General features: G+C 38.3%; 30 protein-coding genes. 27 read left to right on the top strand and 3 right to left on the bottom strand.

What is annotated here, in order from left to right; all coding sequences use genetic code 11:
* Positions 1 to 75 precede the first annotated feature (75 nt).
* The 24 genes from hepT (at position 76) to LZP85_RS14215 (ending at position 20,975) form a co-directional block, all read left to right on the top strand.
* Entirely contained in the window at positions 76 to 1,041 is a 966-nt protein-coding gene (gene hepT, locus LZP85_RS14330; RefSeq protein WP_119542517.1) for a heptaprenyl diphosphate synthase component II, read from the top strand.
* 110 nt (positions 1,042 to 1,151) lie between these two features.
* The gene (ndk, locus tag LZP85_RS14325; RefSeq protein ID WP_025908386.1) at positions 1,152 to 1,601 is read left to right on the top strand and encodes a nucleoside-diphosphate kinase; all 450 of its coding nucleotides are present in this window, start codon (positions 1,152 to 1,154) and stop codon (positions 1,599 to 1,601) included.
* 147 nt (positions 1,602 to 1,748) lie between these two features.
* Positions 1,749 to 2,522, top strand: coding sequence for a CheR family methyltransferase (locus tag LZP85_RS14320; protein ID WP_025908790.1), 774 nt, complete (start codon positions 1,749 to 1,751; stop codon positions 2,520 to 2,522).
* Positions 2,523 to 2,649: 127 nt separating this feature from the next.
* Complete coding sequence (gene aroC, locus LZP85_RS14315; RefSeq protein ID WP_234561768.1) at positions 2,650 to 3,822, top strand: chorismate synthase; 1,173 nt, start codon at positions 2,650 to 2,652, stop codon at positions 3,820 to 3,822.
* The gene (gene aroB / locus LZP85_RS14310) at positions 3,822 to 4,910 is read left to right on the top strand and encodes a 3-dehydroquinate synthase (protein WP_206782084.1); all 1,089 of its coding nucleotides are present in this window, start codon (positions 3,822 to 3,824) and stop codon (positions 4,908 to 4,910) included. Before aroC ends, aroB begins: the two co-directional genes overlap by 1 nt.
* A gap of 253 nt (positions 4,911 to 5,163) precedes the next feature.
* Positions 5,164 to 6,681, top strand: coding sequence for an anthranilate synthase component I (gene trpE, locus LZP85_RS14305; protein ID WP_061785462.1), 1,518 nt, complete (start codon positions 5,164 to 5,166; stop codon positions 6,679 to 6,681).
* The gene (trpD, locus tag LZP85_RS14300; protein ID WP_119542521.1) at positions 6,674 to 7,696 is read left to right on the top strand and encodes an anthranilate phosphoribosyltransferase; all 1,023 of its coding nucleotides are present in this window, start codon (positions 6,674 to 6,676) and stop codon (positions 7,694 to 7,696) included. Before trpE ends, trpD begins: the two co-directional genes overlap by 8 nt.
* Positions 7,689 to 8,456 (top strand): indole-3-glycerol phosphate synthase TrpC, encoded by a 768-nt coding sequence (trpC, locus tag LZP85_RS14295; protein WP_025908795.1) that lies wholly within the window; start codon positions 7,689 to 7,691, stop codon positions 8,454 to 8,456. The genes trpD and trpC overlap by 8 nt, the downstream gene beginning before the upstream one ends.
* Positions 8,446 to 9,087 carry a phosphoribosylanthranilate isomerase gene (locus LZP85_RS14290; protein WP_061785465.1) on the top strand — a complete coding sequence of 214 codons (642 nt, stop codon included), beginning with the start codon at positions 8,446 to 8,448 and terminating at the stop codon, positions 9,085 to 9,087. Before trpC ends, LZP85_RS14290 begins: the two co-directional genes overlap by 11 nt.
* Positions 9,065 to 10,279, top strand: a complete 1,215-nt coding sequence (gene trpB / locus LZP85_RS14285; protein ID WP_119542522.1) for a tryptophan synthase subunit beta — start codon at positions 9,065 to 9,067, stop codon at positions 10,277 to 10,279. Before LZP85_RS14290 ends, trpB begins: the two co-directional genes overlap by 23 nt.
* On the top strand, positions 10,266 to 11,081 hold the full coding sequence (gene trpA / locus LZP85_RS14280) for a tryptophan synthase subunit alpha (RefSeq protein ID WP_025908798.1): 816 nt from the start codon (positions 10,266 to 10,268) through the stop codon (positions 11,079 to 11,081). The genes trpB and trpA overlap by 14 nt, the downstream gene beginning before the upstream one ends.
* Before the next feature lie 4 nt (positions 11,082 to 11,085).
* Complete coding sequence (hisC, locus tag LZP85_RS14275) at positions 11,086 to 12,189, top strand: histidinol-phosphate transaminase (protein ID WP_119542523.1); 1,104 nt, start codon at positions 11,086 to 11,088, stop codon at positions 12,187 to 12,189.
* Positions 12,190 to 12,253: 64 nt separating this feature from the next.
* Positions 12,254 to 13,354, top strand: a complete 1,101-nt coding sequence (locus tag LZP85_RS14270; RefSeq protein ID WP_234561766.1) for a prephenate dehydrogenase — start codon at positions 12,254 to 12,256, stop codon at positions 13,352 to 13,354.
* A gap of 475 nt (positions 13,355 to 13,829) precedes the next feature.
* A complete protein-coding gene (locus LZP85_RS14265) occupies positions 13,830 to 15,086 on the top strand; it encodes a tetratricopeptide repeat protein (protein ID WP_025908802.1) in 1,257 nt (418 codons plus the stop codon).
* Between the two features lie 97 nt (positions 15,087 to 15,183).
* On the top strand, positions 15,184 to 15,732 hold the full coding sequence (locus LZP85_RS14260) for a ReoY family proteolytic degradation factor (RefSeq protein ID WP_119542525.1): 549 nt from the start codon (positions 15,184 to 15,186) through the stop codon (positions 15,730 to 15,732).
* 91 nt (positions 15,733 to 15,823) lie between these two features.
* Complete coding sequence (locus LZP85_RS14255; RefSeq protein ID WP_119542526.1) at positions 15,824 to 16,282, top strand: YpiF family protein; 459 nt, start codon at positions 15,824 to 15,826, stop codon at positions 16,280 to 16,282.
* 207 nt (positions 16,283 to 16,489) lie between these two features.
* Entirely contained in the window at positions 16,490 to 16,999 is a 510-nt protein-coding gene (locus LZP85_RS14250) for a Rieske (2Fe-2S) protein (RefSeq protein ID WP_025908805.1), read from the top strand.
* Between the two features lie 3 nt (positions 17,000 to 17,002).
* Positions 17,003 to 17,677: a menaquinol-cytochrome c reductase cytochrome b subunit gene (gene qcrB, locus LZP85_RS14245; protein WP_025908806.1), complete on the top strand. Its 675-nt coding sequence runs from the start codon at positions 17,003 to 17,005 to the stop codon at positions 17,675 to 17,677.
* Between the two features lie 57 nt (positions 17,678 to 17,734).
* Positions 17,735 to 18,505: a menaquinol-cytochrome c reductase cytochrome b/c subunit gene (locus tag LZP85_RS14240; protein WP_025908807.1), complete on the top strand. Its 771-nt coding sequence runs from the start codon at positions 17,735 to 17,737 to the stop codon at positions 18,503 to 18,505.
* Between the two features lie 119 nt (positions 18,506 to 18,624).
* Positions 18,625 to 19,233 carry a lipoprotein heptaprenylglyceryl N-acetyltransferase LhaT gene (gene lhaT, locus LZP85_RS14235; protein ID WP_119542527.1) on the top strand — a complete coding sequence of 203 codons (609 nt, stop codon included), beginning with the start codon at positions 18,625 to 18,627 and terminating at the stop codon, positions 19,231 to 19,233.
* A gap of 63 nt (positions 19,234 to 19,296) precedes the next feature.
* Positions 19,297 to 19,710 (top strand): YlbD family protein, encoded by a 414-nt coding sequence (ylbD, locus tag LZP85_RS14230; protein ID WP_119542528.1) that lies wholly within the window; start codon positions 19,297 to 19,299, stop codon positions 19,708 to 19,710.
* Between the two features lie 6 nt (positions 19,711 to 19,716).
* A complete protein-coding gene (locus tag LZP85_RS14225) occupies positions 19,717 to 19,953 on the top strand; it encodes a YlbE-like family protein (protein WP_025908810.1) in 237 nt (78 codons plus the stop codon).
* Between the two features lie 97 nt (positions 19,954 to 20,050).
* Positions 20,051 to 20,440 (top strand): hypothetical protein, encoded by a 390-nt coding sequence (locus LZP85_RS14220; RefSeq protein ID WP_119542529.1) that lies wholly within the window; start codon positions 20,051 to 20,053, stop codon positions 20,438 to 20,440.
* Positions 20,441 to 20,528: 88 nt separating this feature from the next.
* On the top strand, positions 20,529 to 20,975 hold the full coding sequence (locus tag LZP85_RS14215; protein WP_025908812.1) for a YlbF/YmcA family competence regulator: 447 nt from the start codon (positions 20,529 to 20,531) through the stop codon (positions 20,973 to 20,975).
* Between the two features lie 3 nt (positions 20,976 to 20,978).
* On the opposite strand, the gene LZP85_RS14210 is transcribed toward LZP85_RS14215, so the two are convergent.
* Entirely contained in the window at positions 20,979 to 21,299 is a 321-nt protein-coding gene (locus LZP85_RS14210; RefSeq protein WP_025908813.1) for a hypothetical protein, read from the bottom strand.
* Positions 21,300 to 21,363: 64 nt separating this feature from the next.
* Between LZP85_RS14210 and LZP85_RS14205 the strand changes: the two genes are divergently transcribed.
* Positions 21,364 to 21,639: a YlbG family protein gene (locus LZP85_RS14205; RefSeq protein WP_025908814.1), complete on the top strand. Its 276-nt coding sequence runs from the start codon at positions 21,364 to 21,366 to the stop codon at positions 21,637 to 21,639.
* A gap of 335 nt (positions 21,640 to 21,974) precedes the next feature.
* Here the strand turns inward: LZP85_RS14205 and LZP85_RS14200 are convergent, their stop codons facing one another.
* Positions 21,975 to 22,364 (bottom strand): DUF7147 family protein, encoded by a 390-nt coding sequence (locus LZP85_RS14200; protein ID WP_025908815.1) that lies wholly within the window; start codon positions 22,362 to 22,364, stop codon positions 21,975 to 21,977.
* Between the two features lie 424 nt (positions 22,365 to 22,788).
* Between LZP85_RS14200 and rsmD the strand changes: the two genes are divergently transcribed.
* Together rsmD and coaD are read left to right on the top strand one after the other, a co-directional pair.
* Positions 22,789 to 23,355, top strand: a complete 567-nt coding sequence (rsmD, locus tag LZP85_RS14195; protein ID WP_076512214.1) for a 16S rRNA (guanine(966)-N(2))-methyltransferase RsmD — start codon at positions 22,789 to 22,791, stop codon at positions 23,353 to 23,355.
* A 32-nt stretch (positions 23,356 to 23,387) separates the two neighbouring features.
* On the top strand, positions 23,388 to 23,873 hold the full coding sequence (gene coaD / locus LZP85_RS14190; protein ID WP_025908817.1) for a pantetheine-phosphate adenylyltransferase: 486 nt from the start codon (positions 23,388 to 23,390) through the stop codon (positions 23,871 to 23,873).
* Positions 23,874 to 23,944: 71 nt separating this feature from the next.
* On the opposite strand, the gene ylbJ is transcribed toward coaD, so the two are convergent.
* A complete protein-coding gene (gene ylbJ, locus LZP85_RS14185) occupies positions 23,945 to 25,168 on the bottom strand; it encodes a sporulation integral membrane protein YlbJ (protein WP_119542530.1) in 1,224 nt (407 codons plus the stop codon).
* Between the last annotated feature and the right edge of the window lie 182 nt (positions 25,169 to 25,350).

Raw genomic sequence — 25,350 nt, 5'->3', positions numbered from 1 at the left:
TTGTAATAAATATTAATGTGTAAAGTAGTGTAACATCGAACGATTGAAATGAATTTATAATGCTAGGTGAGTCCAATGAAATTAAAAATGATGTATACTTTTCTAAACACGGATATTGCACTAATTGAAAAAGAATTAGAGCAAAGGATTGAAACAAAAGAGGCATTAATTACAAATGCATCTCTTCACCTTTTACAGGCAGGGGGAAAAAGAATTCGCCCTGTCTTTGTTTTATTAGCCGGCAAGTTTGGCTCTTATGATGTCAATCAGATTAAGCATGTCGCAGTAGCCCTTGAGCTGATACACATGGCGTCTTTAGTTCACGACGATGTGATTGACGATGCGGATATGAGACGGGGTAAGCCAACGATTAAAGCCAAGTGGGATAATCGAATTGCTATGTATACGGGGGATTATATTTTTGCGCGTGCGCTTGAAACTATTACTAAAATTGAACAAGTGGATGCTCATAAAATCTTATCTGATACGATGGTTGAACTAACGCTAGGTGAGATTGAACAAATTAAAGATAAATATGATTTAAATCAAGACTTGCGTACGTACTTGCGTCGTATTAAGCGAAAAACAGCGTTGTTAATTGCAGCAAGCTGTCAGCTGGGAGCAATCGCGGCCGGTGCTCCAGAATCTATACATAAAAAGCTATTCCTGTTCGGTTACTATGTGGGAATGTCGTTTCAAATTACAGATGATATTTTGGATTTTACGTCTTCGGAAGAAAAGCTTGGTAAGCCGGTAGGAAGTGATTTGCTACAGGGGAACATCACACTGCCTGTTCTTTACGCATTAGAGGATCCAGATTTCCGTCTTAAAGTTGAGAGGTTATTTGTAGCAGACGATCAAACGGAGCTTATTTCTGAAATTATTACGTATATTACTTCTTCTGACGTAATTGATCGCTCTGTTAAAGTAAGTGAGCGTTACCTTGAAAAAGCCATGATCATCTTGAAAGAGTTACCAGATAATAAAGCGCGTAAAGCGTTATACCAGATTGCTAAGTACATTGGTAAAAGAAAATTTTAAAAAAATATTTTTGGTACGTTGTAAAACAACCTAAAGAGTGGTAAGATTTTCTTGAGTGTGATTACGCTTTCATTCGCTTTACATATCATAACTTCAGGGGTGGAGAGAAAATGATACAACAAACTTTTTTAATGGTCAAACCAGACGGGGTACAAAGAAGTATTGTGGGAGAGATTGTATCTCGCTTTGAAAAAAAGGGGTTTCAATTAGTAGGCGCAAAGTTAATGCACGTATCACAAGATTTGGCTGAAACACATTACGGAGAACATCGCGAAAAGCCATTTTTTAAAGAGCTAGTTGACTTTATTACATCAGGACCAGTATTTGCAATGGTATGGGAAGGGGAAAATGTCATTGCAAATGCACGTCAAATGATGGGGAAAACAAATCCTCAAGAAGCGCTTCCAGGTACAATTCGAGGAGACTATGGGCTTATTGTTGATAAAAATGTTATTCATGGTTCAGATTCTCCAGAGAGTGCCCAACGCGAAATTGCGCTGTTTTTCTCAGAGTCAGAGGTAGTATCATATAACAAACAGCTAAATAGCTTACTTTATTAAGCAGACAATTAGACAATTACCACGAAAAAAAGCAAATGAATCTAATTCATTTGCTTTTTTCTATGGAGAAATTTAACATCGATAAACGAGATTCCGATATAATGGAATAAAAAGAAATATGTAATATGATAGATAGGGGTCTTATTTATGACAAATGAATATGAAGAGTTTGTTCGCAAAATTAAGCTGAAAACAGGTATCGACTTGTCGTTATATAAAGAGGCACAAATGAAACGAAGGTTAGTATCTTTATATGAAAAGAAAGGGTTTACTAGCTTCCATACCTATTATCAAGCCCTAGCTTATCAAGAGGATTTATTGACTGAATTTTTAGATAGAATCACAATTAATGTTTCAGAGTTTTATCGAAATCGAAAGCGTTGGGAAGTGTTAGAAGAAACGATTCTACCTCAGTTAACAAAGGGGAACGAAACGCTAAAAGTCTGGAGCGCGGCATGTTCTACAGGAGAGGAACCATACACATTAGCGATGGTTTTATCTTCATACTATCCGCTTTCACACATTAAAATTTTAGCCACAGATTTGGATGAAACGGTTATTGAAAAAGCCAAAATAGGGTTGTATGCAGAAAAATCACTACAAGAAGTGCCGGTACATATAAAAAACAAGTATTTTACTAGTCAAGGATTGTTTTACAAAGTAAACGATGAGATTAAAAAGACGGTTACTTTTAAGAAACATAATTTACTTGCGGATCCCTTTTCACAACAGTTTGACTTAATTGTTTGTCGCAATGTGCTTATTTATTTCACTGAAGAGGCAAAGCATCAGCTTTATCAGAAGTTTTCGGATTCATTGAGAAAGGGAGGCGTCTTTTTTGTGGGAAGTACAGAGCAAGTATTTCAACCTCAGAAATATGGATTGGAAGTAGTAGATACGTTTTTTTATCGCAAATTATAATAGGGGCAGTAAAGAGTGCGTTCGCTTTTTTTTGTGTGGTGAAGTAACATAGAGTATGGTATAGTCATATTTAAAAATAAAAATTCAGACGATTTCCTGAAAAATACATAATAGTGGAGGTAGAAAGATGAGATACTTAACAGCAGGAGAGTCGCATGGCCCACAATTGACGACCATTCTAGAAGGTGTTCCAGCAGGGCTACCTTTAACTGCGGAAGATGTAAACACAGAGCTTGCGCGTAGACAAAAAGGACATGGAAGAGGGCGTCGTATGCAAATTGAAACCGATCAGGTAGAAATTGTGAGTGGCGTTCGCCATGGCTACACGCTTGGATCTCCTATTGCGCTGGTTGTTGAAAATAACGATTGGAAGCATTGGACAAAGATTATGGGCATTGAGCCAATTTCTGAAGAAGAAGCCGAAGACGTAAAGCGAAAAATCTCACGCCCACGACCTGGACATGCAGATTTAAATGGCGCAATTAAATATGGACATCGCGATATGAGAAATGTATTAGAGCGTTCCTCAGCACGTGAAACAACGGTTCGCGTTGCGGCTGGTGCAGTAGCAAAGCAAATTTTAGCTCAGTTTGGAATTAAAGTGGCAGGACATGTGCGTGAAATTGGGGGAATTAAAGCTAATCCTCCAGCATATGAAACTCTTGAACAACTCCAGGAAGTTACAGAGCGATCACCGGTTAGGTGTTTTGATGCAGCTGTTGAAAAAGATATGATGCAAGCGATTGATGATGCAAAAGAAGCTGGAGATTCAATCGGCGGAATTGTTGAAGTCATCGTGGAAGGTATGCCAGCTGGTGTTGGTAGCTATGTACACTATGATCGTAAATTAGATGCTAAAATTGCTGCGGCTGTAATGAGTATTAATGCGTTTAAAGGGGTTGAATTTGGCCTTGGTTTTGAAGCTGCTCGAAAGCCTGGTAGCGAAGTTCATGATGAAATTTTGTGGGATGAAAAAAATGGATACACAAGACGAACAAACCGTTTAGGTGGTTTTGAAGGTGGGATGACTACGGGAATGCCTATTGTTGTTAGAGGTGTTATGAAGCCAATCCCAACGCTCTATAAGCCATTGAAAAGTGTTGATATTGAAACGAAAGAACCATTTGAAGCAAGTATTGAACGTTCAGATAGCTGTGCGGTTCCTGCAGCTAGTGTCGTAGCCGAAGCAGTTGTTGCGTGGGAGTTAGCATCTGCAATCGTAGAACAGTTTGGCCAAGACCAAATTGAAACGATTGCTGAAAATATTAAGCAGATGCGTGAATATGCGAGGGGATTTTAATGGAACAAATTCAAATTGAAACCAAGTCTAAAACATATCCTCTTTATCTAGGTGAAAACATTCTATCTAAACTTCCATCAGTTATCGAAAGCGTAAAGCCAAATGCTTCACAAATTTTAGTGTTAACAGATGAAGCAGTAAACGAGTGCTACGGAGATAAAATGATGGACGCTTTATCTTCGTATTCAACGGTTTATAAATACGTACTGCCTAGCGGTGAACAAGCGAAATCCTTCGAACATTACTATGCGTGTCAAACGTTTGCTTTAGAAAAGCAGCTGGATCGTAATGCTCTTATTATTGCATTTGGAGGAGGGGTAATTGGAGACTTAGCTGGCTTTGTTGCAGCAACTTATATGCGTGGTATCTCATTCATTCAGGTTCCAACAACCCTGCTTGCCCACGATAGTGCAGTCGGTGGAAAGGTAGCAATTAATCATGAACTAGGAAAAAATATGATTGGTGCGTTCTTTCAGCCAGAAGCTGTCTTTTATGACATTGAATTATTAAATACCTTACCTGAAAAAGAATGGCGTTCCGGTTTTGCTGAAGTGATTAAACATGCGTTAATTCATGACGTGGAATTCTATCAATGGATGAAAACAACGATTAAAACGTTAAGTGATTTACGAGAGAATGCATTAATCCACGCGCTTAAAAAAGGAATCTCTGTTAAAGCAGCGATAGTGAAAGAAGATGAAATGGAAGCGGGTGTTCGAGCGCATTTAAACTTCGGACATACGTTAGGTCATGCCATTGAATCAGAATGTGGATATGGGAAAATTAGCCACGGGGAAGCGGTAGCAATTGGAATGCTTTTCGCTATGGATGTAAGCAACGCTTTAGGAAAAACAGCGTTTCCAGTATCCGAAATTGCTTCATGGTTTAAACAGTTTGGTTATCAAACATCGATTCCTTCACACTTAGAAAAAGAACGTTTATTAAAGAAAATGCAGGCTGATAAAAAGTCTAAGCAAAGTGACGTGTATATGGTCTTGCTCGAAGAAATTGGTCAACCTTATGTTCAAAAGGTGGAAGATGATCTTATTTTAAACCTGTTAAGTCAGCAATTAGAGAATTCTAATTAAAAAAGTCTCATGGTTGACAATTTTTAGATGAACGTAATACAATGTAGATAGTTTAGAGTTAGTAATAAGTAGTTTAGTTGAGTTTAGGGTAGACGAGAATGAGATAGTTGAGAAGAGCTGAGTCTAGTTAAAATATGACATTCGTTTACCCAAAGGCATGCTTTTTTTGATATGCCTTTGGGTTTATTTATAATATCTTCTAAAAACACCTCACTATTTCTCATTCTCCATTTGAAATGGAGGAATGAATCACATGACAAACACGTATACTTCCTTTCTGGAAGACTCTTCACACTTTTTAACAATTCCTATCACAAAGACGTTATATGTTGACAGCTTGACCCCAGTTGATCTGTTTCAGCGGGTGCAGGATGAAGCAGTCTATTTACTTGAAAGTAACGATGATACATCACCTTGGTCCAACTATTCATTTATTGGACTAAATCCTTTTTTATATGTTGCGGAAGAAAACGGTGAGTACATCATTAAAGACCGCTATTTACAACCGCGGTTTTCAGCTTCTAGCTTTAAAAATGCTGTTCAAACAGTGGATGAGCATTTTAAAGTAAAGCTTCCTAATCTGCCGCTTCCCTTTAAAGGTGGTGCAGTTGGTTTTATTAGTTATGATGCGGTTTCACAAATTGAAAAAGTACAGGTCAATAAAGAAAATGACTTACAGATGCCAACATTTCATTTTATGTATTGCGAAACGCTATTAGCATACAATCACCAATCAAAAGAGTTAGTTCTTCTCCGCTATGTTCAGCTTAACGAAGGGGATACAGAGGCAGAAAAAAGTAAAAAGTATCAGCTTGCAGTTGAAGATATCAATTCGTATGTTAATCAAATAGTGAATCCCTCAACAAACAAGTTACCGCTTGTCTTTAATTCAGAACAAAAAGACGTAACGTTTAAAGGTGTAACTTCTTCGTACGAGAAAGAGCAGTTTATGAACGACGTTAACAAAATTAAAGAGTATATCAAAAGCGGTGACGTCTTTCAGGCGGTTTTATCCCAACGTTTTCAAGTTCCAACGAAAGCTTCTGGGTTTGATATTTACAGAGTATTGCGACTAGTTAACCCGTCTCCTTATTTATTTTATGTCAAAGTAGACGGTGTGGAATTAATCGGTAGCTCTCCAGAAAAGCTTATTGGAATCGAAAATGGTGAATTAGAAATTCATCCTATCGCTGGAACAAGACGTAGAGGACGGAACGAAGAAGAAGATCAGCATATGTACGAAGATTTAATCCAAGATGAAAAAGAACGTGCTGAACACTATATGCTAGTCGACTTAGCGCGTAATGATATTGGAAGAGTAGCTAAATACGGTAGCGTACAGACACCGGTATTAATGGAGCTGGTTAAATTTTCACACGTCATGCACTTAATTTCTAAAGTAACGGGAACTATTAGCCCAAGCGTTCATCCAATTGATGCTTTGCTAGCTGCCTTTCCAGCTGGGACAGTATCAGGTGCGCCAAAGGTGAGAGCCATGCAAATTTTAAATGAAATTGAACCTGTTGCACGTAATGTATATGCAGGAACCGTTGCTTATTTAGGGTTTGATGGAAATATTGATTCTTGTATTGCCATTCGAACAATTGTCTTAAAAGATGAAGTAGCTTATGTACAGGCTGGTGCTGGTATTGTAGCAGACTCTAAGCCAGAGCTAGAATGGAAAGAAACCCGTAACAAAGCGAGTGCCTTAATTAAAACGATTCAAATCGCTCAAGATATCTACGACAAAAAGGAGAATGTGTATGTTTAAAGAACTGCTATCAAAATGCTTAAATGGCGAAACGTTATCAGCTGTAGAAGCACAAGAGCTTATGAATGACATTATGAATGGGCAAGTTCCACCTACACAAATTGCAAGTATCCTTACTTTGTTAACTTACCGAGGCGAAACAGTTGAGGAAATCGTCGGCTTTGTTAAAGGGATGAGAAATAACATGAACACAATCTCCATTAGGTATGAAAACGTGATTGATACATGTGGAACTGGAGGAGATGGGGCGTCAACGTTTAATATTTCTACAGCAAGTGCTATTGTGGCATCAGCAGCTGGTGTAAAAGTAGCAAAGCATGGCAATCGTGCCGTTTCATCAAAAAGCGGAAGTGCGGATGTACTAGAGAGATTAGGAGTGGATATTCAAGGAGAGAAGACTGAAGTTGAAGAAGCGCTTGAACGTGTCAACATGTCATTTCTATTCGCTCCTCTTTATCACCCAGCTATGAAGCATGTTGCTCAAACACGCCGAGAATTAGGGTTTCGTACAGTTTTCAATGCGCTGGGTCCTTTAGCCAATCCCACAAATTGCAGCAAGCAGGTAATTGGTGTGTATTCAATCGATTTAGCAAGAAAGCTTGCGCAAGCTTTAGTACAGCTTAAAGCTAAACATGTACTGCTAGTTTGTGGTCGAGATGGTCTAGACGAAATAAGCGTAACGACTGAAACAGACGCAGTGGAAGTGAAAGATGGGCGCGTCGTAGAGTATATGCTGTCTCCTGAATCACTAGGTGTCCAAAGGGGAACTATGAAAGAGCTTATAGTAAATGATGCGGCAGAAAGCGCAGCTCTTATTCAATCAATCTTTAAAAACGGTGAGAACAAAATTGCACAGTCAGCGGTTGCTGTGAACGCAGCAGCTGCCATATATGTAAGTGGTGCTGTTCAAACACTAGAGCAAGGAGTCGTTGAAGCGATGCGAATCATCGAAAGCGGTCAGGCATTCGAACAGCTCCAGCGTTTAAAATCTGAAGAGGTGGTTAATCATGCTTAACAAAATTATTGAAACAAAAAAACAAGAAGTAGCAAACTTAGTGCTACCAGATCCTGTTCAAGTAGAGAAAGTGTCATTCTTAGAAGCTCTTGCAAATTCAAACCGCATGCTTTCACTGATTGCAGAAGTGAAAAAAGCATCCCCTTCAAAAGGACTGATTCAACGAAACTTTAACCCTGTTACGATTGCTAAAGCGTACGAAGCAGGAAAAGCAGACGCCCTCTCAGTTTTAACAGATGAGCAGTATTTTATGGGCCACCGGGCATATTTGACTGAAATAAAACAAAACGTAAATCTTCCTGTTTTGAGAAAAGACTTTATTATTGATGAGCTTCAAGTTGAGGAAAGTGCTCGCATCGGTGCAGATGCTATTCTATTAATTGGAGAAGTCCTTGAGCCTGTACATTTAAAGGAGTTATATGAACAAGCAGGTGAGCTAGGGCTTGATTGTTTAGTTGAGGTTCATTCAGCTGAGACATTAGAACAAATTTTACGCGTGTTAACACCACAGATTATTGGCGTTAATAATCGTAATTTGCGCACGTTTGAGACATCCATTACCCAAACAAAGGATATTGCTCCCCTTATTCCAAAGGATAGCTTATTTGTTAGTGAAAGCGGAATTTATGAATATAAAGACCTTACTTATGTAAAAGAAGCCGGTGCAAAAGCAGTTCTAGTTGGAGAGTCATTAATGAAACAAGATAATCAGCAAGCAGCGATTGGAAATCTATTCGGAGAAACCAGTCATGCACATTAAGTACTGCGGTATCCAAACAATTGAAGATTTTCAATTAGCAAAGGCTGGACTTGCTGATTACGTAGGCTTTATCTTTTATTCGAAAAGTAAGCGGTACGTTACGCCAGAAAAAGTTCAGGTTATGAACTGTTCAGGCTTTGAAATGAAAAAAGTGGGCGTGTTTGTGAATGAAGCTCCTAGCGAGGTATTAGAAACAGCGGTGAAAGCAGACTTACAGGTGATTCAATGTCATGGAAATGAATCACCTGAAGAACTTATTTTTTATAAAAATGTTGGCTATGAAGTTTGGAAAGCTTTGCCTCATGGTCCACAGACGCTACAAGCCATGGAGCGTTATAAAGGCGTTGTTGATGGCTATGTAATTGATAGTAAAGTCAAAGAACAATTTGGCGGAACGGGCGTTGCGTTTGACTGGAATTTTGTCCCGGCCTATACCAATACGGCTCGCTCTTATAGCAAGAAATGCTTTATTGCAGGTGGAATCACAGAATCTAATATTGATAGCTTAATGTACTATCACCCAGATGGTATCGATCTATCAAGTGGAATTGAAAGTGACGGTAAAAAAGATCAACAAAAAATAAAGCGTATCGAAAGGAAGATTTTACATGACATACAATCATCCAGATGAATTTGGTAGATTTGGAGAATTTGGTGGAAAATATGTACCTGAAACGTTAATGAAACCATTGGAAGAAGTAGAGAAAGCTTTGGATGAAGCTATGCAGGACCCAGCTTTTAAAGAAGAGTATTTATTTCTTCTTAAAAATTATTCAGGAAGACCTACAGCCCTAACTTATGCAGATAACTTAACAAATAAACTGGGTGGAGCGAAGATTTACTTAAAACGCGAAGACTTGAATCATACTGGGGCTCATAAGATCAATAATGCGATTGGACAAATTTTGTTAGCAAAGCGCATGGGGAAAAAGAAAATCATTGCTGAAACAGGTGCTGGTCAGCACGGCGTGGCTACGGCCACGGTGGCTGCTAAGTTTGGTATGGAATGCAAAGTGTTTATGGGAGAGGAAGATATTGAGCGCCAAGCATTAAACGTATTTCGTATGAAACTATTAGGAGCAGAAGTTATTCCAGCTACTTCAGGCACAAAAACCTTAAAGGATGCAACAAATGAAGCGATCCGTTACTGGGTTCAGCACTGTGAGGATCATTTTTATTTAATTGGTTCCGCTATTGGTCCGCATCCTTATCCAAAAATGGTTCGTGATTTTCAAAAAATTATTGGAGAGGAAGCAAAACAGCAGTTTCTACAGGCGGAAGGCAAGCTTCCTAATACGGTAATTGCTTGTGTTGGTGGTGGTAGCAACGCGATCGGGATGTTCTACGACTTTATTAAGGACGAAAGGGTAGAGCTTGTAGGAGTAGAAGCTGGAGGAAAAGGTGTTCATACACAGCTTCACGCTGCCAAAATGGAAAAAGGAACTAAAGGCGTTATTCACGGGACGTTAACGTATCTACTGCAAGATGAAAATGGTCAAATTACAGAGCCTTATTCGATTTCAGCAGGACTTGACTATCCTGGAATTGGCCCAGAGCACTCTCACTTATCTTCAATAGGAAGAGTAAGGTATGAAAGCGTAACGGATGATGAGTCGATTGAAGCGCTTCAGCTACTCTCGAAAACAGAAGGAATTATTCCAGCAATTGAATCAGCACATGCGCTTGCTAAAGCATTTGAGGTAGCAAAAACTAAGACAAAAGATGAAAGTATTTTGATTTGTTTATCAGGCCGAGGGGATAAAGATGTTCACACTCTTATTAATTTATTAGAAAGGAAGGAAAAAGAATATGAGCACATTTAAGCAGCGATTACCGAAACATGATACGCTATTTATTCCTTTTATTACAGCCGGAGATCCGCATGAAGATGTCACGATAGAGCTAGCTTTAGCTTTGCAAAAAGAAGGAGCTTCTGTATTGGAGTTAGGCGTTCCATATTCCGACCCTTTAGCGGATGGACCGATCATTCAAGCGGCTTCTAGCCGTGCACTTGCTCAGGGAATGTCTATATCAAAAGCAATTAAACTTGTGCCAAAAATGAGAAAAAAAGGAGTGGAAATTCCGATTATTCTCTTTACCTATTTTAATCCTGTGTTACAATTAGGTTTAGAATCCTTTTTCGCTTTAGTGCGAGAAAATGAAATTGATGGTGTATTAATTCCTGACTTACCCTATGAAGAAAGTACAGAGATTCGCACCCTTGCTGAGCAAAACGAAGTAGCTTATATTTCAATGGTTGCTCCAACATCTAAAGAGCGTATTGAAAAAATCTCCAAAGATGCAACAGGCTTTTTATACTGCGTATCATCCCTTGGCGTAACTGGAATTCGAGAAACGCTTCCTGAGGACTTAGATTCATTTTTAAAGGAAGTTAAGGCTTCGACGTCCATACCCGTTGCTGTGGGGTTTGGTATTTCAACAAGCCACCAGGTTGAAGTATTAAAAGAATACACGGATGGTATTGTAATTGGTAGTGCAATTGTTCACAAAGTTGCGGAACTTCAATCGGTACTTTTAAATAAGGAGACAAGGTCAGAAGGAATAGCAAGTTTTCAAGCGTATATAGCGTCCATCGTTTCACCGATACAAAAATGCGAGGTGTAACAAGTTGAAAGTAAAAGAGCAATTATTAACATTATCTCCATATAAGCCAGGCAAGCCCATTGAGGAAGTTAAAAAAGAATACAACTTAGAAACTGTTGTGAAGCTAGCATCTAATGAGAATCCGTATGGCTGTTCAAATCGCGTGAAGGAAGCTATTTACGAAGAGCTTAACCATATGGCACTTTATCCAGACGGCTATAGTGCAGAATTAAGAACAGCACTGGCTGAATATTTACATGTCAAAGATGAGCAGCTTATTTTTGGGAACGGTTCAGATGAAGTTATTCAAATTATTTGCCGTGCCTTACTATCACCAGAAACAAATACGGTCATGGCAACGCCGACATTCCCTCAATACCGTCACAATGCGGTAATTGAAGGAGCTGAAATTCGTGAGGTTCCGCTTCGAAACGGTGACCACGACCTGTCGGCAATGTTAAGCGCAATTGATGAACAAACGACTGTCGTTTGGGTATGTAGCCCCAATAATCCAACCGGTACCTATGTAAAGCAAAAAGACCTGATGGAATTTATTAAGCAAGTTCCAAAGCATACGCTGATTGTTATGGATGAAGCATATTATGAATACGCAGCACAAGAAGAGGACTTTCCACAAACTGTAGATCTACTGGATGAGTACGAGAATTTAATTGTGCTACGTACGTTTTCAAAAGCTTATGGATTGGCTTCACTTCGAATTGGGTACGGCATTGCAAATGAAGCATTATTACAAAGAATAGAACCTGCTCGTGAGCCGTTTAATACAAGTCGTATGGCTCAAAAAGCGGCGGTTGAAGCTTTGAAAGATCAAGACTTTATTAATGAGTGCAAGCGTAAAAATGAAGATGGTTTACAGCAATACTATGCATTTTGCGAAAAGAACGGTTTGAATTACTATCCTTCTTACACTAACTTTGTACTAATTGATTTTGGTCAACCAGGCGATGAAGTATTCCAATTTCTATTGGAAAGAGGGTATATTGTTCGTTCTGGCAACGCATTAGGCTTCCCTACATCTGCACGGATTACAATTGGGACAAAAGAGCAAAATGAACAAATTATTCAATTACTTCAAGAGTATGTGAGTAAACATAAATCATTTGCATAATAATGTAGAAATGAGAGTGTGAGATCACACTCTCATTTCATATGTGAAATACGAGGTGACAAAGGTGACAGGAACAGTTTTTGTAATTGGGATGGGCCTAATTGGTGGTTCGTTAGCGTTAAATATAAAGAATACATATGAATCAATGCATATTATTGGTTACGATATTAATGAAGAGCAGGTAAAGCTAGCAAAATCGCTAACTGTTATTGACGAAATAAGTAGTTCAATTGAAGCCGGAGCTAAAAAAGCTGATTTCATTGTTATTGCTGTGCCTGTTACACAAGCCGTTCAAGTTGTGCAAGAATTAGAAAGTATTCCTTTGAAAAAAGAGGTTATTGTTACGGATGTTGGGAGTACAAAAGAACAAATCGTTCAAACAGCTTCATGCTTACTTTCAAAAGGGGTTCAATTTATTGGCGGTCATCCAATGGCTGGTTCTCATAAAAGTGGTGTCGCAGCATCTAAAGCTCACTTGTTTGAAAATGCAATGTATGTGTTAACTCCTTCTCCTCATACGGAAAAAGAGGCTGTTAATAGACTTAAAAAATTACTGGCAGGTACAAAAGCTAATATCATTGTTCTTTCACCAAAAGAACATGATAAGCTTGCAGGTGTTATCAGTCATTTTCCTCATATCATTGCAGCTAGTCTTGTGCATCAAGCAGAGCATTATCAGCAAGGAAATCCTCTTGTTTCTAAGTTAGCAGCGGGTGGTTTTCGTGATATTACTCGAATTGCATCGAGCAGTCCAGCGATGTGGAGAGATATTTTACTTCATAATCAAGATGCGTTACTTCAAATGTTCGATTATTGGCTAGATGAGATGCACGATGTGCGTAGTATGATTGAGAAGAGAAATGCTGAGAATATCTATGCGTATTTTTCTCAGGCAAAAGAATTTCGCGATCAGCTTCCGGTGCGTTCAAAAGGAGCGATACCCTCTTTTTATGATCTATATGTAGATGTTCCTGACTATCCGGGTATCATTTCAGAAGTAACAGGATACCTAGCAGAAGAAGAAATTAGCATTACAAACATCCGAATTCTAGAAACGCGCGTAGATATCTATGGTGTTTTAAGACTTAGTTTTCAAACCGATGAAGATCGTAAAAAAGCAAAAGTGTGCTTAGAGGGCCGAGGTTATCAAACGTTTATTTCATAATGTAGTTGCAAGAGACTGAGATATAAGTAGTTCAGTCCTTACTATACCTGAACGATTGAGAGTTCATAACTTTTAATCGTTCAGGTTTTTTTGGTTGATTGTGAAAACAATGTTGGAAACAGGGTGGAATGGAGCGTAGGACACTCGACTCCTGCGGGAAAGAGAGGGAAAACGGAGATCCCGCAGCGCAGCGAGGAAGCTCAGGTTCCTCCCCGCGGAAAGCGAGTGACCGTAGCGCAATGGAACGAACGTGTTGAGACAAACCAAAGAGATGGGAACAGCGAGTGTTCGTCTTTTAGAAGCAATCATTTTGTTATGTCCCAAACTCTTATTATTCAATCCGTTTTGTTGAACAAAACAGTAATCTCATTTATTATAGGGACTACTAACAAATTTGTTTATAACCATTAGTAAATACAATCGATCATACTAAGTGATGAAAACATATAGACGAAGTGATAAAGGAGATTATAGGATGACGAAATTAGATCGTGCTATACGATATGTAGAGGAAAATGAAGTTGAAAAAGGGTTAGCGCTTATCAATGAGCTGAAGCATGAAGCAACCGACGAAGAAAAGTTTCTAATGGTTGAGCAGCTTCACGAATGGGGACTTGTAAATGAAGCGTTACCTTTAGTAGACGAGTTAATTAAGAAGTATCCATCTGAAGGTGAGCTCCATTTATTAAAAGCAGAGATTTTAATTGATTTAGAGGAAGAAGAAGAGGCTATTCACATCTTAAGTCAAGTAGCAACGACTGACTCAAATTACGTAGCAGCTTTAATCTTGATGGCGGATTTATACCAAATGCAAGGTTTAACGGAAGTAAGTGAGCAAAAGCTACTTGAAGCAAAACGCCTGTTGCCAACTGAAAAAGTAATTGATTTTGCACTAGGTGAATTCTACAGCAGTCAAGGAATGTATCAGCAATCTATTCCTTATTTTGAAGAGGTATTAAAAACAGATAAAGAACTAAATGGAATTGACTTAAGACAGCGTCTGGCAGAAAGTTTAAGCGGAGTTGGGAAATTCGAAGAGGCTCTACCGTATTTTCATGATGCGTTACAAGACAAGCTAGAAATCAACACGTTATTCGAATACGCATTTTCAGCGTATCAAGCTGGGCATTATCAAACAGCTATTGAGAAGTTTGTAGAGTTAAAAGAGTTAGATCCTCAATACCATTCTTTGTATTTATATTTAGCAAAATCATACGAGCACGAAGAGTTGCTTGAAGAAGCTGCAGCTGCAGTCAATGAAGGAATTTCTCAAGATGAATTTCAAAAAGAACTCTATTTCTTTAAAGGGAAAATTGCGTTGAAGCGCGGTATAGAAGAAGAGGCAGAAGCTGCTTTTAAACAAGCCATTGCATTGGATCCGGGATATGTTGAAGCAATTTTAACATTATCTAAGCTATATATGAGCCAGGAGAAATATGAAGAAGTCATTGAATTAATTACCCATGCTAATGAATACAATGAGCATGACCCAAACTTTGACTGGGATTTGGCAAAAGCTTATCAGGAAACGGAAGAATATGAAAAAGCAGCAACTCATTATGAAGCAGCATCTCGCGTTTTCTTAGATGAATATGCGTTTCTTGAAGAGTACGGCTATTTCCTACTGGAAGAAGGAAATAGAGAAAAAGCCAAAGAAATGTTTAAAAAATTACTAGTCTTAGATCCATCATCAGTTGAAATTCAAGACATATTATTTCAACTGGAAGAATAAATAATAGTTCAAAGGATTTTCTAATTGTCATGTGGAATATTAATCTGTAAAAGGTGTTTAAGACCTGTGATTAAACACAGAGGAGGGAAGTGAGACTATGACGACCCCTGTTACTGTCAACGAAAAGAAAGAATTTGTTCGCTGGTTTTTAACAAATTATCAATTGAAACGCCGAGAATGTGTATGGATTTTAAACTATTTAATGAGTCATGATCAACTGATGCAGCGCGTTCACTTCGTAGAGCAAGCACAGTTTTGTCCTCGAGGAATGGTCATGTCAACACATTGTGTAGAAGACCCACCGTTTCGCTTTTATAAAGAAAACATCATGACAACGGATGCAGAAAAATCATTTCATGATATTCGATTAAATCGTGATGAAGACATTTATATTCAGCTTAATTTTCGCTCATTATATTCATCAACACAATATGTTGCGGTGTTAGAAGAAAACCCATATATGCCCAAAACAGTGCAAACAAATGAAAAGGATCGGCTCTTTGCAGAGCAAGTGTTGGAACAGTCCATTCAACGCTTCCAACGTTCAAAGATTATGGAGCTAATTGATAAAGCATTAGACGAAAATAACAGAGAAGAATTTGAGCGTCTAACGACATATTTAAATAAGCATTACCAAGCAAAATAATTCAAAAAGAGATTGGCTACAGTAGCAGTAAAGTCAATCTCTTTTTCCATATGTAAAAAGAGATGTACAGCAATGACGGGGTGAAATGTAAATGAAATGGCATGTGAAAGACGTTGAATTATATCTACAATCTAAAGAATATGTAGATTCAATTATTATTCCGCTGATTCCAATTGATTTTGGAGCAGCCATGAAAACAACCGCAGCAATGAACGAGTACACAACGATTATTACATCAGAATTAGAAAGACAATTTAAAGGACGAGTTCTACTAGCACCAAGTTTTACATACTTAAAGCAATTAGGAGCTCAACATGCTCTCAAGAATCTGATAGATTGGAAGAATCAAGTGAGTATTAGCGAGACAAAGCATATTTTTTTCTTAACGAATGACCGTGACTGGATTGCTTATGATCAAGAGCTAGAATCAAAGTTAATATGGATTCCAACGCTTCCTTTAGAGCATATGGAAGAAGCTCATAAGCAAAGAGTAGTTGCAGATCAAATTGAACAAATTATTCCAGATTTCTTGGAAAAGTGGAAAAGCTAAACCTTAATAAGATAAGAATGGAAGCGTAAACAAAAAATAACCAAAAAATTTAGAAAAATAAAGGTTATTTCCATGTTTTAGGGGTTGCTTATATTGACCTTGCATGCATATTGATATATCATGAAAATGTCCTAGTTTAATAGAATAAATCATCATGTTTCCACACTATGTTCAAGGGGCTGAGCTTTTAATAGAGGGGGGAATATCATGAGTGAGAAAGACCATCGGGTATCAAGACGACAGTTTTTAAACTATACTCTTACTGGTGTAGGAGGGTTTATGGCTGCCGGTATGCTCATGCCAATGGTAAGGTTTGCGGTTGATCCAGTGTTGAAAAAAGGGGTAGACCAGGATTTAGTGGCTGTCGCACAAGTGGATGACATCACAGCTGAACCGAAGCGTGTTGACTTTAAAGTAAATCAAGTTGACGGTTGGCATGAGTCGGAAGAACCGCGTTCAGCTTGGGTTTACAAAGATAAAGATGGAGAAATTGTAGCTCTATCACCAATTTGTAAGCACTTAGGCTGTACTGTTAACTGGGCTGGTGACAAAGCACATCCAAACCAGTTTTACTGTCCGTGTCATGACGGAAGATATTACAAAGACGGAAAGAACGTAGCAGGCACTCCACCGATGGGTCCGCTAGATGGATACGTACAAAAAGTAAAAGATGGTACATTGTATCTTGGAAAAGCCAAACCACGGGGAGGGGCATAGAGCATGCTAAATAAGATCTATGATTGGGTAGATGAGCGGCTTGATATTACCCCATTATGGCGTGATATTGCCGATCATGAAGTACCTGAACACGTCAATCCAGCTCACCACTTTTCAGCGTTTGTTTATTGTTTTGGTGGCCTGACGTTTTTTGTAACCGTTATTCAAATTTTATCTGGTATGTTTTTAACGATGTACTATGTACCGGATATTAAAAATGCATGGGAATCTGTTTATTATTTACAAAATGAAGTTGCATTTGGTCAAATTGTTCGTGGTATGCATCATTGGGGAGCTAGCCTTGTTATTGTCATGATGTTTCTACATACACTTCGGGTTTTCTTCCAAGGAGCATATAAAAAGCCAAGAGAACTAAACTGGATTGTAGGAGTTTTAATCTTTTTCGTTATGTTAGGTTTAGGATTTACAGGCTATTTATTGCCATGGGATATGAAAGCGCTATTTGCTACAAAAGTAGGGCTACAAATAGCTGAGTCCACGCCAATTATTGGTCAACAAATAAAAACGTTGTTATCAGGACATCCAGATATTGTTGGTGCCCAGACGCTTACTCGATTCTTTGCGATTCACGTCTTCTTCTTACCTGGTGCTTTGCTGGGATTAATGGGTGCTCACTTCTTAATGATTCGTAAACAAGGTATTTCTGGTCCACTATAAGTTAAAAAATTTAATTTATATGTGAGAAATATGTGAAGAAAGGGAGGGAGAATCGGCATGCATCGTGGTAAAGGGATGAAATTCGTCGGTGACTCACGTGTACCTGCTGAAAGAAAACCGAATATTCCAAAAGACTATTCGGAATTTCCAGGTAAAACGGAAGCATTTTGGCCAAACTTTTTATTAAAGGAATGGATGGTAGGTGCGGTCTTTTTAATTGGTTATCTTTGTTTAACTATCGCGCATCCTTCTCCATTGGAGCGGATTGCAGATCCGACTGACACGGGATACCTGCCATTACCAGACTGGTATTTCTTGTTTTTATACCAGCTTTTAAAGTATACGTATGCTTCAGGTCCATATAACGCTATTGGAGCCTTTATTATTCCAGGTATCGCTTTTGGTGCGCTCATGCTTGCACCGTTTCTTGATCGAGGTCCTGAAAGAAGGCCAGCAAAGCGCCCGCTAGCAACAGGCTTTATGTTATTAGGAGTAGCCGCGGTATTTTACTTAACGTGGGAGTCAGTTGTAAGTGTGGATTGGGAAGCAAAAGAAGCTCAGGGAGAAATCCGTGAAGAAGTAGCGATTGATACGGAAGCAGACGGCTACAAAATTATGCAAGAGCAGACGTGCTTAACCTGTCATGGTGAAAATCTTCAGGGAGGACCTGCAGCGCCAGCGCTAACAGGATTAGATTTATCTGCTGAAGAAATCGCAGATATTGCTAAAAATGGTCAAGGTAGTATGCCGGCTGGCATTTTTAAAGGTTCGGATGAGGAGTTAAAGACGCTGTCTGAGTTTATAGCAAATATAGGGAAAGAAGAATAAAAAAATACCTATTTATAGCTTCGCTATGAATAGGTATTTTTTTTTATGGAAAATAACTTTATAATGATGAAGAAATTGTTATATCGTAATTCATATGAAGCGAAAGAGAGGTGTTCACGTTGAGTTGGTTTTGGTATACGTTAAAAGATAAGCGTTTTTTAACACTTTTACTAATCGTCAACATCTTGGGAACAATCTATGGTTATATTTGGTATGGGAATCAGCTGTCACAAACTCCTGCTCGTTTCCTTTTGTTTGTTCCAGATAGTCCGACAGCAAGCTTGTTTTTTGTTATTGTTTTAATTGGTTTTTTATTAAAAAAACAACTTCCACTATTTGAAGCTTTAGCAATGATTACGCTATTTAAATATGGAATTTGGGCAGTTGTAATGAATCTCCTTGTCTATTTGACAACAGGGCAAATGGATGCCATCATGCTTATGCTTATGGGATCACACGGTGCTATGGCTGTTCAAGGTTTATTGTATTCACCGTTTTACAGAATTAAGCTTTGGCATTTAGCAATTGCGGCTGTTTGGACTTTACATAATGACATTATCGACTATGTGTTTTTTATGATGCCAAGGTATAGCATGCTAAATGACTATATCCCTCAAATTGGTTACTTTACGTTTTGGTTGAGCATCTTTTCAATTTTGTTAGCATACATATTAGCGGTTTTACCGCTTCAAAAAAACAGCATGCTTATGAAAAAAATTAAAAAATAGGCGAACCAAACAAGCCCTCATATTCTACACTATAGTAGGCTAATATGTATGAGGTGAGTGACTGTGAACGAGACAAAACGAGAGGTTCATCCATCTGTTGTAGAATTTAAAAACTTTGTTAAAGCACATCCAAAGCTAGTGGAAGAAGTTCGAACGCAAAGAAAAACGTGGAAAGAGCTATATGAAGACTGGTACTTATTCGGGGCTGAAGATTCCATATGGGATACTTATCGCTCTGAAGGTGAGAAAACAGAACCAGAGACGGCAGAAGAAGCAGAGAGTAAAAAAGACATCATGTCCACAATTGTATCATCCTTCAAAAATATGGACTTAGATCAAATGCAAAATCATATTACAAATATTAATTCAGCCATTACCAATATCCAGCAGGTGTTGCAGCAATTTCAATCACCAAAATCATTAACGCGCAGCAAGCCATCTGGTCCAAGAAATCCATTTGGCTTTCGGAAGGACTAGGAGATTATGCGGGAAGATGTATATGAGTATATCCGCTCTAAGCCAAAACTGAATGAATTCATTCGGGAGCAGCCGATGTGGTATCGTCGCTTGACAAGAAACCCAGATGAATTAGAAAAGTTTGACTTAGAGTCAAAAACCTATTATAAGCAGACGATTCCTCATAAAGTTGAAAAATTTTCAAACTCTATTCAGATGGCAAACATGATGTTTCACATGTTTCAGTCGATGAGAAATCAATAATTTGTTAGAAAGCTTCGTCTTTGCGAAGCTTTTTTTTGAGTAAAAAAGAACCCTAGTGCGAAAGCTAAGCATAAAACATTTGCAAAGGATGATCTGAATGCGTGTTATATTATGCTTGCTAGCTTGTATCTTTTCACTTGTAGGGTGTCAGAATGATAAGCCAAAGCCGGAAACAAATAAAGAAATGGTAAGCTTTTCAGGCCAAGCTGCCATGGAAACGATAGGTACAGAGAAACAATTAGTAGTACATCAGCATGTAAGAGGTGCCAATGTATATGTGGAATGTATTATTAACGGATTTTCATTTAACGATGGTAACGGTTTTCTTGAAGTGAAAGTTGACGGTAAAGCAATCAATCCTATTACGCAAGCTGCTTTTGTCATTAAAGCACTGCCAAAAGGTTCTCATCAAATTACGATTGAGCTGATGAAAAATGAGCAAGAAAGTTACGATTTAAAAGAATCTTTTACAATTAAAATTGTATAAATGAAAAGAACATGTAATAAAATGTTGCATGTTCTTTTTCTTTTGAAACTGAAACATGATAAGATAAAGCAGGAGGTGTATATTTACGATGCTCACAACAATGAGAACAATTGAGCTACTTGATGAGTCTGATGCGCTAGCAAATATGGTTTTGCATTCGGACGTAGCTGAACATTATCGCGAATGTTTAAATAGATTAAATAAAGACACAGAAGCACAGAAATTAATTGCTGAATTCGGTAAAATGAAAGAGCAATACGAAGATGTCCAGCGGTTTGGTAAATATCATCCCGATTATAAATCCATTACAAAGCAAATGCGCGATATTAAGCGCTCTGTAGATTTACAGCATACGATTGCTGCGTTTAAAAAAGCGGAAAATGAGCTACAAAAGCTTTTAGATGAGATTAGTGTTATTATTGGACAATCTGTGTCAGAACATATAAAAGTTCCAACAGGCAATCCATTTTTCGATACAGGAAGCAGCTGTGGCGGAGGATGTGGAGCCGGTGGAAGCTGTGGCTGTAGCGCCTAAGCGTTACAACCTCAGTCGCGTACAATCGGTACCGCACACGTTTCCACAACAGAATGATTTTCTTTGAGGAACAAAGAAGCGGTGACGGTAGACGTATATTGAAGTGGCGTGGCGAACAAACTCCGTTTGCCACGTTACTTTTGCATTTGTGGTAGCTGTCTCAGAGGCTATATGAATCCATTTTTCAATTTGATGCCGATCACCTTTGCTTGATGTAATGTAAAGGAACGGAACATGCGTAATTTCTTTTTTTTCTACTTGTTCAATTAATTTATTCCTAGTAAAATGAGAAAAAAAGGAAGACCAAACGTCATCTAACGTCATACATAACTCACCTACTTCAGTTTCATATAAAACTATTTTAACCTATGTAAAAGGGGAAGCTATTATGTTTGTTAATCGTCAAGGACTTATTGCATATGTGCATTCTGTGAAGCAAGCAAAAGCACTTCGTAAGTATGGAAATGTACAGTATGTTTCAAGAGAACTAAAATACGTTGTGTTGTATTGCAATCAGGATGGAATTGAAAAGACAATGGAGCGTATTCAGTCGCTACCTTTTGTGAAAAAAATATTGCTTTCTTACCGACCAGAATTAAAAACTGAATTTGAAAATTCAAAGCCCGATAAAGCAAAAGAGTACGACTACAAGATTGGTATATAGTAAAAAGAGGCTGGGACATAAGTAGTTCAGTCCTTACTATACCTGAACGATTGAGAGTTCATAACTTTTAATCGTTCAGGTTTTTTGTTGATTGTGAAAACAATGTTGGAAACAGGGTGGAATGGAGCGTAGGACACTCGACTCCTGCGGGAAAGAGAGGGAAAACTGAGATCCCGCAGCGCAGCGAGGAAGCTCAGGTTCCTCCCCGCGGAAAGCGAGTGGCCGTAGCGCAATGGAACGAACGTGTTGAGACAAATCAAAGAGATAGGAACGGCTAGTGTTCGTCTTTTAGAAGCAATCATTTTGTTATGTCCCAAACTCTTTTTTATGTACGTTTATTGCAAGGGTGAAATATATCGGTTCATACGCAAAATGCCAATTAAATGTTGGTAATAAAGTTCTGTTTCTGAAAACATTGTAGACGGCTTAACGTCTAATACAATTATATTTTTATCTAAGGAATTAGCTAATTGTTCAAACAGCTCGACGCGTTTATTTGCTTTCGTTTCTGATAGAGTAATTCCTTCTCGACAAACATAAAGAGGCTGGAATTTCCCTTCAGTTGTTGGATGTAACACAACAACGAACGATGCTTTTGGCTGATTGTCTATCACGGTACGCAGCATGATAAAGTGCTGTAGGCGGTGCGTATTGTGCTTTGCAATTTCGAATAGTTCATAGATATCTGAGTAACCTTGTCCAAGCTCAATAAAACGTTGAATCATCCTTAATCTCCTTTCGTTTTATTTACAGTCAAGTTTAATGTAACATTGAATTTTTGCAGAGTAAATAAAAAAAGCCCTGTAACTACGCATCACAGGGTCCTTCAATTAAGCTCATGCAATCTCAGTATAGATTGCATTGTTGCTTACGAAGGCAAAGGGAGAGGAGAAACCGGAGGAAGAACTTATGGGGAAACGTAAGCCTTCTCCGCGGTTGGCAACAACATCGGTTCGATGATGTTGTTGGTAAGTAGTATGTCCTCTAATTCTTGTTTTATACATACTGGGAGTAAAACTTCTATTCCTGTCATTGTTTACGTCGCTTTGTACCATAAAAATGGAAAAAGTTTATTTCCGCTAGTTTTTATAGTTAATTTTGTGTTAGGATAATGAAGAATAAGCAAGTAAAAGTAAGGTAGTGATAGACATGAGAGTAGTAGCTGGAAGCTGTAAAGGGCATTCGTTAAAAGCAGTCCCAGGTAATTCCACTCGTCCTACAACAGATAAAGTAAAAGAAGCTATTTTTAATATGATTGGTCCTTTTTTTGAAGGTGGAATAGCTCTTGACTTATTTGGAGGCAGTGGAGGCTTAGGTATTGAAGCGCTAAGCAGAGGAATAGACCGAGCAATTTTCGTAGATCGAGACGGTAAAGCTATTCAAACGATAAAAAGTAATTTGCAAACATGTAGTTTACAAGAGCAAGCAGAAGTATATCGCAACGATTCTGAAAGAGCACTAAAAGCCATCATTAAGCGAGAGCTACAGTTTGACTTAATTTTACTCGACCCACCGTACAAGGCACAAAAGTTGAAAGCGCTTATCGAAACAATTAGTAAGCATAAACTGTTGCAATCCTCAGGTGTCATCGTTGCAGAACATGCAAATGACGTAGTGCTTCCAGATGAAATTAATGAGTTCGAAAAGATAAAAAGTGAAAACTATGGAATTATCGGTGTATCAATTTATACATATAAGCAACCTGAAGAAGTATAACAATTGTTTTACGTAAGAGAAAGGGGATTTTTATGGGGAGCATAGCAGTTTGCCCAGGGAGCTTTGATCCTGTAACGAACGGTCATTTAGACATTATTAAGCGAGGCTCAAACGTGTTTGATACGTTGTATGTTGTTGTATTAAACAACTCATCCAAGAACCCATTGTTTACAGTGCAAGAGCGAATTGAACTACTAAAGCAAGTAACAGAATCGATTCCAAATGTAGTAGTAGAATCGTATAGTGGCTTGCTGATGGAATATGCAAAACAAAAGCAAGCTAGCACTATTTTACGCGGTTTACGAGCGGTATCGGATTTTGAATATGAAATGCAGATAACATCTGTAAACCGTGTGTTAGATAAAGAGATTGAAACATTGTTTATGATGACGAATAATCAATATTCTTTCTTAAGTTCTAGCATTGTAAAGGAAGTTGCTAAATATGGTGGCAATATATCAGAGCTTGTGCCTCCGGTTGTGAAAGAAGCGCTCTCTAAGAAGTTTTCAGCTAATTGATAGAACGCCATTACATTCTTACGCAAACGTTTATTTTAGCTTGCTATAGGAATGGATGGCGTTTTTGTCGTTTATTTTAGCGGAAAGTGACGTTTCATATATAACAAGGAATAAGTGAATAGCAATAAAATGGTAAACGTTGGCCCATATAGGGTGCAAAATTCAAAGTAGATTTGGCTCCAGCTCGTTGTGCCTTCCTGTAAAAAAGTAGGCAAAGCGTGTGGAGACCACTGAGCCTGAGATAAAATATTTTGTTCAAAAGGCTTCCATGCTAAGATAGCAAGGATACTAGCAAATAGTCCGTGCATCAAGCGTGCACAAAAAAATGGGAAAAATCGGATATCTGTTTCAGCAAGAATACTGGCAACTTGAGCGTGAACAGAAAAACCACTGAAGCCTAGGATAAAGCTAACAATAATGACTTGTTGAAATAGGGTGGATTCTGCTGTTTGGCTAGTCAATTGACTGCCCATTGTGATTTCAAAAAGTCCTGATATAAAGGGAAGGCTTAGTGCCGTTGAAAGTTGAAGTAAACTAAATAAATATGAAAGACTACTGCTTATAAACGTTGTAATGTTCATGACAAACAGCAGCTTGTTTAAAACAGAAAATAAAATAATAAATCCACCGATCATTAATAAAGATTGAACTGATGATAACACAGCATCACCTAAAAGCTTACCAATGGGCCTTTGATCTTTTATGCGGGCTTCGTGCATTTCTTTAAAGGCTTGAATAAGAGACGGACGCTGAGCGGAAGCAGAATATGTTGTATCAGCCTTTTTTCCGTAAAAGCGCATAACAAGTCCTACTAGAATGTTTCCGAGATAGTGTGCAAAAGCAAGGATTATCCCCACTGCTGCGTTGCTAAAAAAGCCGACCGCAACTGCTCCAAAGATAAATATAGGGTTTGAGGAGTTGGTGAAAGAAACAAGGCGTTCAGCTTCCGTTTTTGATAACTGTTCTTCTTGCCGTAATCGAGCGGTGATCTTTGCTCCGGAAGGGAATCCAGAACCCATTCCCATTGCTAACGCAAATCCTCCGACCCCTGGAACTCGGAATAATGGGCGCATCAAAGGTTCTAATATTGATCCGATAAAGCGGACAACTCCGAATCCAATCAATAATTCGGAAAGAATAAAGAAAGGCAATAATGATGGAAATACGACCTTCCACCATGTATTTAATCCTCGCACTGAGGCTTCCAGTGCTTCTTTTGGATAAGTGAGTAAGGCAAAGGTAAGCGTTAAAGCGGTTCCTCCTAACACAATCGTTTTTAACATGGATTTATTCAATTCTATTCCCTCTCCTTTTAAACTGCATACGATACAGCGGGTACATGTCCTATATATCAATATACGAATTGGTTAGTCCAATTTATGCTAGTTAATCGTTTAGACCACGTTTTCTTTCTCTACTTTCTTGGTTAAGCTAAAGATAAAAATGATTATTTACGTGCTCAAGTTTCACTTTATAG

Origin of the sequence: Priestia flexa (genome assembly GCF_021441905.1) — a bacterium.
Taxonomy (GTDB): domain Bacteria; phylum Bacillota; class Bacilli; order Bacillales; family Bacillaceae_H; genus Priestia; species Priestia flexa.
Note: the sequence above shows the minus strand (reverse complement) of the source record. Positions and strands in the feature narration are given on the sequence as shown.